The organism is Pseudarthrobacter sp. AB1 (assembly GCF_014926485.1).
Classification (GTDB): domain Bacteria; phylum Actinomycetota; class Actinomycetes; order Actinomycetales; family Micrococcaceae; genus Arthrobacter.
The window spans coordinates 379495-392508 of sequence record NZ_PZKO01000055.1 but is presented as its reverse complement, the minus strand read 5'-3'; the positions used below and the strand labels follow the sequence as shown (position 1 = coordinate 392508).

The 13014-nt window shown below is 61.7% G+C and carries 12 protein-coding genes, 1 pseudogene and 2 CRISPR repeat arrays (1 of these 15 only partly in view); of the genes and pseudogenes, 8 read left to right on the top strand and 5 right to left on the bottom strand.

Translation table 11 applies throughout. The features are described 5' to 3' along the window. Positions 1-4 precede the first annotated feature (4 nt). The 6 genes and pseudogenes from DAD99_RS15525 to DAD99_RS15500 all read left to right on the top strand — a co-directional run. On the top strand, positions 5-652 hold the full coding sequence (locus DAD99_RS15525; protein ID WP_309233304.1) for an amino acid ABC transporter permease: 648 nt from the start codon (positions 5-7) through the stop codon (positions 650-652). Between the two features lie 5 nt (positions 653-657). Continuing rightward, positions 658-1518, top strand: coding sequence for an amino acid ABC transporter permease (locus DAD99_RS15520; protein ID WP_193342231.1), 861 nt, complete (start codon positions 658-660; stop codon positions 1516-1518). Between the two features lie 146 nt (positions 1519-1664). Beyond that, entirely contained in the window at positions 1665-2393 is a 729-nt protein-coding gene (locus DAD99_RS15515) for an amino acid ABC transporter ATP-binding protein (RefSeq protein WP_193342265.1), read from the top strand. Positions 2394-2838: 445 nt separating this feature from the next. Next, complete coding sequence (locus DAD99_RS15510; RefSeq protein WP_193342230.1) at positions 2839-4785, top strand: primary-amine oxidase; 1947 nt, start codon at positions 2839-2841, stop codon at positions 4783-4785. A gap of 134 nt (positions 4786-4919) precedes the next feature. Then, complete coding sequence (locus DAD99_RS15505) at positions 4920-5576, top strand: DUF5134 domain-containing protein (RefSeq protein WP_193342229.1); 657 nt, start codon at positions 4920-4922, stop codon at positions 5574-5576. Between the two features lie 116 nt (positions 5577-5692). Beyond that, positions 5693-5878, top strand: a pseudogene (locus DAD99_RS15500) (IS256 family transposase); the annotation flags it as partial. A 43-nt stretch (positions 5879-5921) separates the two neighbouring features. On the opposite strand, the gene DAD99_RS15495 reads toward DAD99_RS15500, so the two are convergent. The 5 genes from DAD99_RS15495 to DAD99_RS15475 all read right to left on the bottom strand — a co-directional run bounded on the left by DAD99_RS15495 (position 5922) and on the right by DAD99_RS15475 (position 9579). Further along, positions 5922-7066 (bottom strand): IS3 family transposase gene (locus tag DAD99_RS15495; RefSeq protein WP_193342228.1). Its coding sequence is split into 2 segments (ribosomal slippage): positions 5922-6793 and positions 6793-7066, totalling 1146 coding nucleotides; the frame shifts between segments, so codons are not numbered across the junction. Between the two features lie 292 nt (positions 7067-7358). After that, a complete protein-coding gene (locus DAD99_RS15490) occupies positions 7359-7529 on the bottom strand; it encodes a hypothetical protein (protein ID WP_193342227.1) in 171 nt (56 codons plus the stop codon). A 56-nt stretch (positions 7530-7585) separates the two neighbouring features. After that, complete coding sequence (locus tag DAD99_RS15485; RefSeq protein ID WP_193342226.1) at positions 7586-8293, bottom strand: hypothetical protein; 708 nt, start codon at positions 8291-8293, stop codon at positions 7586-7588. Then, complete coding sequence (locus tag DAD99_RS15480; RefSeq protein WP_193342225.1) at positions 8290-8940, bottom strand: hypothetical protein; 651 nt, start codon at positions 8938-8940, stop codon at positions 8290-8292. The genes DAD99_RS15485 and DAD99_RS15480 overlap by 4 nt, the downstream gene beginning before the upstream one ends. 219 nt (positions 8941-9159) lie before the next feature. Further along, entirely contained in the window at positions 9160-9579 is a 420-nt protein-coding gene (locus DAD99_RS15475) for a hypothetical protein (RefSeq protein ID WP_193342224.1), read from the bottom strand. Positions 9580-9964: 385 nt separating this feature from the next. Further along, positions 9965-10351: a CRISPR direct-repeat array (repeat unit 21 nt; unit sequence ACCCCCGCGCGTGCGGGGAAA). Between the two features lie 185 nt (positions 10352-10536). Between DAD99_RS15475 and istA the strand changes: the two genes are divergently transcribed. Together istA and istB are read left to right on the top strand one after the other, a co-directional pair. Beyond that, positions 10537-12078 (top strand): IS21 family transposase, encoded by a 1542-nt coding sequence (gene istA / locus DAD99_RS15470; protein ID WP_193342223.1) that lies wholly within the window; start codon positions 10537-10539, stop codon positions 12076-12078. Then, positions 12075-12854 carry an IS21-like element helper ATPase IstB gene (istB, locus tag DAD99_RS15465; protein WP_193342222.1) on the top strand — a complete coding sequence of 260 codons (780 nt, stop codon included), beginning with the start codon at positions 12075-12077 and terminating at the stop codon, positions 12852-12854. The genes istA and istB overlap by 4 nt, the downstream gene beginning before the upstream one ends. 122 nt (positions 12855-12976) lie before the next feature. Beyond that, a CRISPR array of direct repeats spans positions 12977-13014; the repeat unit is 29 nt; it runs 1637 nt beyond the window's last position.

Sequence of the window (13014 nt, the reverse complement as noted above, 5' to 3'; positions counted from 1 at the left end):
CAGCGTGGACACGATAGTTCAGGCAGCGCCGATAATCTTCCAAGGGTTTGTAACCGCTTGGCAACTCGCGTTGATCGCCAGCGTGGGTGCCCTTTTACTCGGATTCATCACGGTTGCAATGCGAGTGTCCCCAGTGCCCCCACTCCGGTGGGGCGCTGCAGCATACATCACCCTAGTGCGAAATACACCGCTCACCGTTGTGTTCTTTATCGTGGCGTTCGGGCTGCCGCAGGTAGACATCCATTTGCCCTTTTTCACGTTCGCGGTTATCGCGCTCGCCGTGTACACCGCAACATTCGTTGCGGAAGCGATTCGATCGGGCATCCACTCAATCCCAACCGGACAGCTGGAGGCCGCAAAATCTATTGGCATGACTTTCCCCAAGATAATGCAGCACGTGGTGCTACCGCAAGCATGGAAGGCGGTGATTGCACCCATGGCGAGCGTGCTTATCGCTCTCTTTAAGAACACTTCGATTGCAAGCGCGTTCGGTGTAGCGGAGGCAATCAGTAAAATGACGAGCCAGGTCAACGTCCACAGCAGTCAGGTTATTTTGATTATGTTTATCACTACTTGCGGCTACGTCCTGACCGGATTGGTCATGGGGCGGGTCTCTGCCTTGGTAGAGAGGCGGGCGGTGGTCCTGAGATGAATAGCATGGCTCTCTTCGACGCGTCGGGGCCGCGTGCGCGTCGCCGTACACTAATCACAAGCTTGCTGGCGGGAATCGGGGTCGCCCTGATAGCAGCGCTGCTCGTCAAACGACTCGCGGAGAATGGACAGTTCAGCGCCGATAAATGGGATCCGCTGTTCAGCGGCGAACTGATCCAATTCCTGGCCATAGGTCTTATGTACACAATCCTTGCTGCCGTGATCGGTTTGGCGCTCGCCTTACCGTTCGGAATAGTACTGGCGGTTGGCCGACGTTCCACACATGGGTGGCTCAGACTTGTGTGCACAACCTACGTCGAATTCATTCGGGGTACGCCGGTGCTGCTCCTAGTGTTGTTTTTCTTCTTGGCCTTCCCAATTATGTTCCATATGGACCTCCCAGCTATCTGGTCCGTGGTATTTGCCTTGGTTATGTTCAATGGAGCGATCATTTGCGAGATCGTGCGCGCCGGGATATCCGCCCTTCCGACGGGTCAATACGAGGCTGCCAGCGCCATCGGGATGCGCAGACTCCAGATAGTGCGGATAATCCTGCTTCCGCAGGCCCTGCGAGTGATGCTTCCGGCACTTATCGGTCAGTTTGCCATCCTAATAAAGGACACCTCTTTGGGGTTCGTGATCAATTACGATGAGCTGTTGACCCGTAGCCAATCCGCTGGCCTGCTGTTCAGCAACCCTCTCCAGATCTATGTAGTAACGGCCGCAGTTTACATCGCTCTGAACGTAACAGTCTCCTGGCTGAGCCAGCGAATCAGCCTGAGGCAATCCCGTCGAAACAAGAGCACGCTGCCGGTGCCGACTCAGTCGGAGCAAGAGCGCATAACAGTCTCGAGCACCATCAAGTAGCGGAGTGATAGAAGCCATGCACACCAATATGGCCCACAGCAAGGTCGCCACGACCCAATCAACTTGTATTTGAGGAAGCACATATGTCTAGCGAAGCTCCAGCAATTTCAGGGATCAATTTGGGTGCGCGCGCAGAATCGCAGCCGATTATTACGCTCCGCGGCGTGAACAAGTGGTATGGGAGTCTGCATGTCCTCAAAGACATCGACCTCTCTGTCTCGCGCGGCGAGGTGGTGGTGGTTATTGGACCGAGCGGGTCTGGTAAGTCGACCCTGTGTCGGGCGATCAATCGTCTCGAGGCTATCGACAGTGGTACCGTCACGTTAGACGGGCAACCCCTCCCGCAAGAGGGCCGCGGCTTGGCTATGTTGCGTGCGGACATCGGAATGGTTTTCCAGAACTTCAATCTTTTCGCCCACAAAACAATTCTTGAGAACGTCACCCTCGGTCCCATTAAAGTTCGCGGCCAGAGGAAGAAAGAGGCCGAGAAGCGTGCCCACGAATTGCTGGAACGAGTGGGGATTGGCCATCAGGCGGTTAAATTTCCGGCACAACTCTCCGGGGGGCAGCAGCAACGTGTGGCTATCGCGCGCGCATTGGCAATGGATCCCCGCGTCATGCTTTTCGACGAGCCAACTTCTGCACTCGATCCGGAGATGATCAAAGAAGTTCTAGATGTAATGGTCGACTTGGCCAAACAAGGGATGACCATGGTGACGGTCACTCATGAGATGGGCTTTGCCCGCACCGCGGCCGATCGCGTTGTATTTATGGCAGATGGTCAGATCCTGGAACAAAACACGCCCAATGAATTCTTCACGAACCCGCAGACAGCGCGTGCAAAAGACTTTCTGGGGAAGATCCTCAAACACTGAGGAGGCCCAGTCTCGAGCTGCCGATAGTGGTGGTGGCACTTGCCAAGGTCGCGGATGATGTCGATTTTTACCTTGCTCCGCTTCATAACGCGATTGCGCGTCGAGTGCAAAAAATTAGCATTCCCGGGCCCGGTAACGAAAGTCGATAACGTGTTTCCGAATGTTTTCAACGCGTTAACTGCAATGGGAAAATATGGTTACTAATTTCCCTCGCGAATTTTCATAAAACCTCGCCTAAATGAATTCGTCGACGTAGTTTTGCTACATAAAATAATGCAATTGACCGGCATCACGCCAGCAAAGCTCGGCTAGCCCTCTGGAAATAGAGGATTTCGGGTTTGCATTCGATACCCTCCCGGAGCCCCAACCGGGGTTCAGACATGATCTTCAGCGCAGTCTCATATGCACCCAAAGATGAACAGTTCTGCCAATCCAAGGAGAAACCATGACCATCGACACTGAAACTGAATCCGTTGTAGGGGTGGCGCATCCTCTCGATCCGCTGTCCCGCGCCGAGATCTCCCGCGCCGCCGCAATCCTTAAAGACGGCCCGGCCGCGCCAGAAACGTTCCGCTTCATCAGCATTGAATTGCGTGAACCCTCCAAGATAGCCCTGCGCGAAGGCACCGACACCGAACGCGAAGCCGACTCCGTCCTGATCGACCGCGGCACCGGAAACGCCTACGAAGCCATCGTCAACCTTGACTCCGGCATCGTCACGACCTGGACACAGCTGGCCTCGGGCGTTCAGCCGCCGTTCATGCTCGACGAGTTCGCCGAGTGCGAGGAAGCCTGTAGAAAGGATTCGAACGTCATTGAGGCCCTCGCCAAGCGGGGCCTGACCAACCTGGACCTTGTCTGCTTCGAGCCGTGGTCTGTGGGCTACTTCGGAGAAGACGCCCAGGGCCAGCGCCTGATGCGCGCCCTGGTCTTCGTCCGCGAGAATCCTACCGACAGCCCCTACGCGCACCCGATCGAGAACTTCGTCGTTTTCTACGACCTCAGCTCCGGCAAGGTTGTCAAGGTCGAGGACAACGAGTCCATCCCGGTCCCCAAAGCCTCCGGTAACTACCTGCCCGAGTACGTCGGGCCGGCCCGCACCGACCTCAAACCCATTTCCATCACCCAGCCCGAAGGTGCTTCCTTCCAGGTCACCGGAAACCACGTCCAGTGGGCCGACTGGTCCTTCCGCGTCGGCTTCACCCCCCGCGAAGGCCTCGTCCTGCACCAGCTGAAGTTCCGCGACCAGGGCGTTGAGCGTCCGGTGATCAACCGGGCCTCACTGTCCGAAATGGTCGTCCCCTACGGCGACACCGCCCCGGTCCAGGCCAAAAAGAACGCCTTCGACTCGGGCGAATACAACATCGGGAACATGGCCAACTCCCTGACCCTGGGCTGTGACTGCCTCGGCGAGATCAAGTACTTCGACGGCCACAGCGTGGACAGCCACGGCAACCCGTGGACAATCGAGAACGCCATCTGCATGCACGAAGAAGACGACTCGATCCTCTGGAAGCACTTCGACTTCCGCGAAGGCACCGCCGAAACCCGCCGCAGCCGCAAACTCGTAATCTCCTTCATCGCCACCGTCGCGAACTACGAGTACGCCTTCTATTGGCACCTCTTCCTCGACGGCAGCATCGAGTTCCTCGTCAAAGCCACCGGCATCCTCTCCACCGCCGCCCAGCACCCCGGCGAGAAAAGCCCCTACGGCCAGGCACTAAACAACGACGGACTCTACGGACCCATCCACCAGCACATGTTCAACGTCCGGATGGACTTCGAGCTCGACGGCCCGAAGAACTCCGTCTACGAAGTCGACATGGAAATACCCGAACACAACCCCACCCACACCGCGTTCAAAGCAGTGGACCGGCTCCTCGAAACCGAACAGGCAGCCATCCGCAAAACCGACTCCTCCAAACACCGCTTCTGGAAGATCGCCAACCGCGACAGCCGCAACATCGTGGACGAACCCGTCGCCTACCGCCTCATCCCCACCGACGGCATCCAGCTCGCCGCCGGCGATGAATCCTACGTCAGCAAACGAGCCCAGTTCGCCCGGAACAACCTCTGGGTCACCGCATACGACCGCACCGAACGCTTCGCCGCCGGCGAATTCCCCAACCAAGCCACCGGCGCCGACGACGGCCTGCACATCTGGACCCAAGCAGACCGGAACATCGTCGACCAAGACCTCGTAGTCTGGTACACCTTCGGCATGCACCACGTCGTCCGCCTCGAAGACTGGCCCATCATGCCCCGCCAAAACATCGGCTTCATGCTCGAACCCCACGGATTCTTCAACCAAAACCCCACCCTCAACCTCCCCACCTCAGACACGGTACCCACCGCCACCACCGGACAATGCTGCAGCGGAACCGACAAGTAACCCTGAACCGGACAATGACCTAGAGCTGAAAGACAACCAGCCCTAAATACGTGGTCCCCGGCGCTGTAACAACAGCACCGGGGACCACACCCATACCCGCCAAACCCAAACCCGGAAGTGAGGACATGATTGGCGTGTTCAACATCCCCGTAATTACTTGGACCCTCACAACCATCCTGCTGCTGGGCGGAAGCTACCACGTCCTCCAAGCAGCAAAATCCCGCCACCTCACCGACCGCGTCAACAAAGGCCTCCACGCCCTCATGAACGCCCTGATGGCCGCCATGTTGTGGAACCTCATACCCACAACTATGCTGGCTCAAGTCACCGTCCTCACCTGCGCGGCACTGTGGTTCACCATCCAGGCCGTCGCCCGGCCGGAATTCAAAATACTCTGCACGGACAGCCAGGGCCGGCTCAAATGCCTCTACCACGCCCTCACCATGGCCGGTGCCGCCCTCATGCTCGCAATGATGGCCCAAACGACCACCCCGGGCCACGGAACCGTTCCCGCAGGAACCATGTCCATGCCCACCACCCACCACGCCATGGCAACCGCAGCCCACACCACCGCCACACCCACCCTGGACCATTCACCCGCCCTGGCGATCCCGGTGACAATCTTCTTCGGAACAGCAGCAGCAATATTCATCATCCTTCTCCTACGTTCCCGGCTAAGAACCACCACCACCCACGCACATACCCCAAAACTCACCACCCGCACAGAACACGCGCTCGAAGCCCTCGGCGCCGCCATCATGGCCCTCATGTTCGCCACCACGACAGCATGAATCCCAAAAAAACCGGCCCAACCCCAGGGCTCCAGGACTCTGGACATGGGACTGTGGATATAACGGTGTATCCGGCCCAACACGCCAGGCGGTGAGCTTGGTGGGAAGGAGCCGATATGACGGCGACACTGGATGCTGTGAAAAACACGGCGACCGCTACGAACATGAGCGACACTTCCGAGGCTGATGCAGCCCGCGAGCTTGTCAGGATGGCCAAGGAGCAGGGGCTGTCACTGACAGGCCCGGATGGGCTGCTGAAGATGCTGACGAAGACGGTCATCGAGACGGCCCTGGACGAGGAAAGGGACTGCCCCGGATTTCATTGACTCTCGGGGTTGAGTGTTGCTAGGCGGCTTTGAGGCCGGTATTGATTGTCTCAAACTCGACCGGCGTTAGCCGCCCGAGTCGCCGCTGACGGCGTTTCCGATGGTAGGTTTTCTCGATCCACGTCACGATAGCCAGGCGAAGATCGGCCCTGGTGGACCATCGCTGACGATCCAGCACGTTCTTTTGCAGGAGTGAGAAGAACGATTCCATGGCGGCATTGTCGGCACACGCGCCCACCCGCCCCATCGACCCTTTCAGCCCGTTGCCCTTCAGCGTCCGCACGAAGGCGTTGGAGCGGAATTGCGAACCGCGGTCGCTGTGCACCACGGTTCCTGCCGGCTCCCTGAGTGCTATCGCATTGTGGAGCGCCGAGACGGCCAGGGACGCTTTCATCCGGGAATCGATGGAGTAGCCCACGATCCGGTTGGAATAAACGTCTTTGATGGCGCACAGATAGAGCTTGCCCTCGTCGGTCCGGTGTTCGGTGATGTCCGTGAGCCACAGCTGATCCGGCGCCGCCGCGGTGAAGTCCCGGCGGACGTGGTCATCGTGCACGGGCGGACCGGCCTTGCGGGTCAGTCCGCGTTTCTTGGCGAACACGGACCAGATCCGCTGGCTGCTGCACAGCCGGGCGACCCGGTTCTCTCCGACGCTGAAACCCTGGTCTTCGAGCTCGTCGGCGATGAAGCGGTACCCGAACGCCGGATCGTCCCGGTGGACGTCCAGGGCTGCGTTGATCAGGTGGGCGTCAGACCAGTCGCGCTCCGTGACCGGCGCGGCCTTCCATGCGTAGAAGGCCTGTTTGGAGAAGCCCAGCACCCGGCAGGCCACCGCGACGGGAATCCCGTCTGCGGCAAGGTCAAGGACCAGCGGGAACTTCATTTTGGGGGCAGTTCCCGGGCGAAGAAGGCCGCGGCCCGGCGCAGGATTTCGTTCTCCTGTTCCAGCAGCCGGATCCGCTTCCTGGCGTCCCTGAGTTCGGCAGCTTCCTTCTCGGCCACGCCGGGACGGGCGCCGTCCTCGATGTCGGCTTTCTTGAGCCAGTTATGCAGCGTTGCTTCGGAAATTCCGAAGTCTTTGGCGATCTGTGAGATCGGGGCTTCGTGCTTGCGTGCAACCGCGACCACGTCGCGGCGGAACTCAGCGGGGAAAGGCTTGGGCATGTTGAACATCCTTGCTGCAAGGAGTGAATCCTCACAAGTCAGGAGTCAAGCAAACCCGGGGCAGTCCCTAGCGATGCGTTGCCGGCTCACCGCGGGGCTTAGCGGATCTACCTTTAGAGCCCGAAGGTCGCTCTCGAGGACCTTTATTGCTTTCCCACGTGTGAGCCGCGAGAAGCTTGCAGGAATGCAAGTAAACGAGCGGTCAGCGTGAAGAAGGGCTGCTGCAGCAACCCGTTCCAGCCCTTCGTTGCGGATCCTGTGTCGTTGATCGCTCTCGATGAAAACGCTCATCTCAGTCCTTCCTGTTGACCTGGAATGCTTCCAGGTAGCTTCCGTAGATCCGCTCGACGGTGATTCCGCCGGGGAAATGTGTTGTCGCTTCGTCTCTCTGGGCCTCGGAGTCAGTGACGATGAAGAGGTGGTTGATCTCGTGCTCCGTGTCGGTCAGCGAGTAGCTGGGCATCTCAACGCCGGGGCCGCTTTGGATTCGACCTGGGTGATGCTTCTCGGGTGCGTGGCTCAGGCGGCCATACGGGATTGGATGCTGCGTTTACGGTCAAGGTCGGCCTGTGTGACCTGCTCGCCGCGGGACGTGATGTAGGGCAGGCACAGGTCCGGGTACGCCTCGGCGCCCAGGGGCCCGTACGCGCGGATAATCTCCCCGGAACGCTCCACGTACCCGCCGGTCTCACTGGTCCAACGGAGGGCCTCCAGCGCCCCGGTCATGAGCTGCATGAGCGGGTGCCCGAGAGAATCCGCCAGGGGCGCGAACTGGCTTCGGATCCGCCAGCTGACGGTACGCTTCTCGCGGTCAAAACTGATGGCCGACTCATGGGCTGCGAACTCGGTCGTCCGGTTGTTCGCGAACTCCAGATCGCCTTTCTGGACGCGGGCCGGCTTGACGTAGTTCCCCGGTGAGCCGAGCAGTTTCCGGGCCTCGATGATCGCCAGCTCCTCCCACGGGTCAATGACCAAAGTGACGGAGCGCATCGGGCCGCGGGTAGTCCTCCGGTTGTCGGCGGTCCGATCCTCCAGGAACATCTCCACGGCAGCCCGGTACTCGCGCGGCCGGTCCTGTTCACGGCGCGGGATGCCCCGCCAGCACTGCTGGGTCAGCTCATACGTCCGGTCCTGGAGGTCCTTCTCGGCAGACTCCAAGGACCTCCGGAGCGCGGTGAAGTCACTGGACGGCAGCGTGACTGTGCCGTCCTCCCATGCAGCCGTCATGGCGCCACCGCTGATCCGGTGAACAGCGCCCGGAGCCGGCTGGCCAGCCCTTCCCGTTGAGCGGGTTTTACGAGCCCCAGCCGGGCAAGCTTGTGGGCGAGGAGACCGTCGAGATCGGACAGGGCCAGTCGCACGGTCTGATCCATGCGGAGCCCAGAGTCGGCAGCCAGCCGGCGCACGGCGGACGGGAAGTCCTCGCCATCCCTCGGATCCCTCAGCGCCTCAGCGAGCAGCCAGGAGATCGGCTGGACCGCCGTGGCGTCCGGAGTGTGCCCGACATAGACCACCGAACCACCCGACTCAGAGACCCGCACCCGGTAGCACATCGGTACAAGGCGAAGCCCGGCGAACGCGTTCAGGGCCGATTCTGAAGGCCCCTGCGGTACACGCCGCAGCCGGCCGGCGTCCACCAGTTTCTTCACGTCGGATGCGCTGCCTCCTGCATCGGCAACCCAGGACAGCACATCGGATTCGTAGCGCGGCGTCTCCAGGTAGGTCAGGAAGTCACGCAGCAGACCGGGGACCTCAACGACAGTGTTCTCCGCCACCAACAGCTTGAAGCTCGAGCCGTCTTCCACAGATTCCTCCGTAAGGATCTGGCCCACGAGCATGATGACTGGCTCGTCTTGATCAACGAATTGAGCCACTGCTACCAGGCTCCTTCGGTCGAGAGTCGCTGGTTGGACGGCGCGGCAGGGTGCGCTCCGGGTTCTACTCTGCGTGGCATGACGTTCTTTCTCGCGGGGGTCTGACCTGGCGGTTCCTGCGGATTTCTCTGGCATGAGCCACCGCGAGGAAACATGCGTAGACGACACGCCAACGGCCAGCCCCGCCGGGACGAACCGGGAGACTGGCCGCTGGGACGATCAGAGGCTGACGATCCGTGGGTTCCAGATGATCAGCGGCGTCGTCCCGTATCCGTACCAGTCGTCGCGAGGATCACCGATGCGGAAGGACAGGTCGAACTCATCACAGATCTGCTCTGCTTTGGCAGTCATTTCGTGGACGTGCAGGTAGGGCGCCGAAACTACGCCCGCGAAGTCTGTGAGCTTGTTCCTGCCCTTGATCCTGAACCGCCTGGGGTGGTCGAAAATGGACCCGGAGATGAAGCAACTATCACCCTCGCAGCCGATCGTGCTGGCTGCAGCCTGCCCAATGATGGGTAGTCCGGCCATCCGGTGGAAGCAGCTGCGGTTACTCCTGGTGTGGTGGGCAAGACCGTTGGTGTTCAACCATTCGTCCATCTCGACTGTGGGAAGCTTGCCCGGTTCTGATGTCTTTGGCATTAGGTTCAATCTCTCGTTCTCTGAAGCCGGCGGATCAGCGGCGGGGAATGCCGGCACTGTGGGTGCGTCGTTGGGAAACATGCGTAGACGACGCCTCAGACTGCAAGCCTCGCCTGGTCAAATCGGGAGACTGGCCGCTCGTCAGATCGGGCCTAGTAGCCGATGACTCTACGGTTTCCACTGCTACGGAAATCTCGGCACCGCCCTGGCCGACCTGGCCGACCGCCGTGTCCCAAAGCCCAAGCATTTCGTCGGCTGTGCGGCCGCCGGCGTAGTTGATGTCCCGGATCTCGAAGCGTCAGAAGTGCCAGATGGCTGGGCTTAGCCGGGCCTCAGGCGGAATGCCGGGGAAATGCGGGTGGCTCTGCATGCGTGGAACGGTTGAAACCCCGCGCGTACGGGGAAACGCGACCAAGGACCGGGCCCTAGTGCCTGCCGTTGGAAATACCCCCGCGCGTGCGGGGAAAAGGGAGGCGCCGTGCGGGTTCTCCCGGCTGGTTTGGAAACACCCCCGCGCGTGCGGGGAAAAGCTTAGCCTGCTCCGCCGCGGCCCCAAGGCCCAGGAAACACCCCCGCGCGTGCGGGGAAAAGCATGTCAGCGACGAACTCGTGGCGTGGGCGTTTGAAACACCCCCGCGCGTGCGGGGAAAAGAAAGGGACACCACCATCAAATTGACTGAGATCGGAAACACCCCCGCGCGTGCGGGGAAAAGAACCAGGTCCACTACCGGCTATTCCGGGACAAGGAAACACCCCCGCGCGTGTGTTAGCGGCCATGAAAAACTGCCCATAGGCGGCCACGGAACTGCCCACTGACGGCCAGGAAAACTGCCCGTTGGTGGCCATGAGATCTGCCCACTTCCTTTACTTAGCCCTGCTGCTTAAGCGGCGGGAGCCTCTTCCCGGGGTTTGATGACGGTGTCTAGTCGCACCAAAGTCGCCCGGGAAGAGGCCCTAATGAAGTTTGACGGAGAAATCATGGAAATACTTGCTGCGTATGATCTGACCGGATCGTTGCGTGCCGCCGCGGAACTCACGGGCTGCTCCCACCACACGGTCGCCCGGCACGTCGCCGCCCGAGACGCGGGCCAGCCGATCGCCGAACCGGCCTACCGGGGCCGGGTCACCGACCCTTTCCTGCCCAAGATCGAAGAATGGATCGAGGCCTCCAAGGGCAAGATCCGCGCCGACAAAGCCCACGAGAAACTCCGGGCCCTCGGCTATGAGGGTTCGGAGCGCTCTACCCGCCGGGCCGTCGCGCAGGTCCGCGCCGCCTGGCGGCTGGGTCATGTCCGGGTGCACCGCCCCTGGGTGACCGAGCCCGGTCAGTGGATTCAATACGATTTCGGCGACGGCCCCGTCATCGAGGGGAAAAAGACCGTGCTGTTCGTGGCGTGGCTGGCATGGTCGCGGTTCCGGGTCGTGATCGCACTGCGGGACAGGACGGCGCCGAGCGTGTTCGCGGCGCTGGACCGCACCTTCCGTGTCATAGGCGGCGCCCCAACCTACGTCCTCACGGATAACGAGAAGACCGTGACAGTTTCCCATGTCGCCGGGGTCCCGGTGCGCAACCAGCAGACGGTCGACTTCGCCCGCCATTACGGCGTGACGGTGTTGACCTGCCAGCCGGCGGATCCGGCATCCAAGGGCGGTGTGGAGTCCTCGGTGAAAGTCGCCAAAGCCGACATCGTGCCCAAGGACACTAACCTGCGTGCCGAATACGCTTCCTTCGCCGAGATCGAGGCGGCGTGCCAGGCGTTCATGGACGAGGTCAACAACCGTGAGCACCGGGCCACCCGCCGTAAACCCGTGGCGATGCTGGCCGAAGAGGCGCCCCGTTTGCACCGGATCCCGGACACCGCGCACACCGTCGCGTTCGGGCTCTCCCGCAGCGTCCCGGAGAACACGCCGATGGTCACGTTCGAGAACGGGCAGTACTCCGTCCCGGCATATCTGCTCGGCGCACGGGTGTTCGTCAGATCCCACGGCGCCGGAGCTGACGAGCAGGTCATCGTCGTCCACCACGGCAGTCAGGGGCCGGTCGAAGTCGCCCGGCACCCGCGTGCCCGGCCCGGCAGCCCGGCGATCGACGACGCGCACTTCCCGGACCACCGGCCCCGGATCCCGGGCGACTACACGGCGAAAGCCAGAACGGCCGCGGAAGCGGAGTTCCTCGCGATCGGGGACGGCGCCCGGACCTGGCTGCTCGAGGCCGCGGCGGCGGGCACGGCGCGGATGAATGTGAAGATGGCCGAAGCGGTCGCCTTGGCCAAGATCGCCGGGCAGTCCGAAGTCGACCACGCTTTGGGGACCGCGGCCATCCATGGCCGCTTCGCGAACAAGGACCTGGCCTCGATCCTGAACGCCGCCCTCACCCGCACCGCCACCCATGCCGCCGGGGAAACCCGCTCCCTGACCCAGGGCACCGCCGCGTGGGCGGCCATCGGCCGACCACCCATAACAGCCAGCGCCGCCACCGCGCTGGAGGAAAGCGCATGAGCCCCGTCCCGGTCACCGCACCCGCGTTGCCGGCGGAGCTGGAGGCGCTGATGCGGCAGCTGAAGATGCCCCACGCGCGGGCCCTGGCACCGGAACTGATTGCGACTGCCCGCGCCCAGCGCTGGGAACCGGCCGAGGTCATCAAAGCCCTCTTCGTCGAGGAAGTCACCGGCCGGTCCCGGTCCATGCTCGCCACCAGACGCAAAGCCGCGGGCTTCCCGACCGGGAAGACCTTCGACACCTGGGACCCTGCCGCCTCCTCGATCCCGGCCCCGACGCAGCAGGCGCTGCGGACGCTGGAATGGATCGGGCGGAAGGAAAACGTCGTGATCTGCGGCCCCTCCGGCACCGGCAAAACGTTCTTCCTCGAAGCCCTCGGGCAGCAGGCCGTCGAGGCCGGCATGCGGGTCGCATGGTTCCGGCTCGAGGACCTCGGCGCCCTCATGCGCGCCCACCGCTCCGATGACAGCGTCACCAAAGTCGTCGCCCGGATCCTCCGGGCGGATTTAGTGGTGGTCGATGATATAGGTCTCTTGCCGGTCGGCACCGACGCGGCCGAGGGGCTCTACCGCCTCGTCGACGCGGCCTATGAGAAACGGTCCATCGCGGTGTCCTCAAACCTGCATCCCGCCGGCTTTGACGAACTCATGCCCAAAACCCTCGCCACAGCAACTGTCGATCGGCTGCTGCACCACGCGCACGTCTGCCAGACCTCAGGCGAATCAATCCGCCTCAGCCAGGCCTTGGCCGGAAAAGGAGTCAAACCAATGAACTAAAACCACAACCCAACATGGCCAACGCCAACCGAACACCTGGTGGGCAGATCTGGTGGCCATGAGTGGGCAGTTTTCATGGCCACCAGCGGGCATTTCTGCTGGCCGCCCGTGGGCACAAACTATTGGCCATTGACACGCGTGCGGGGAAAAGCCCGTATGG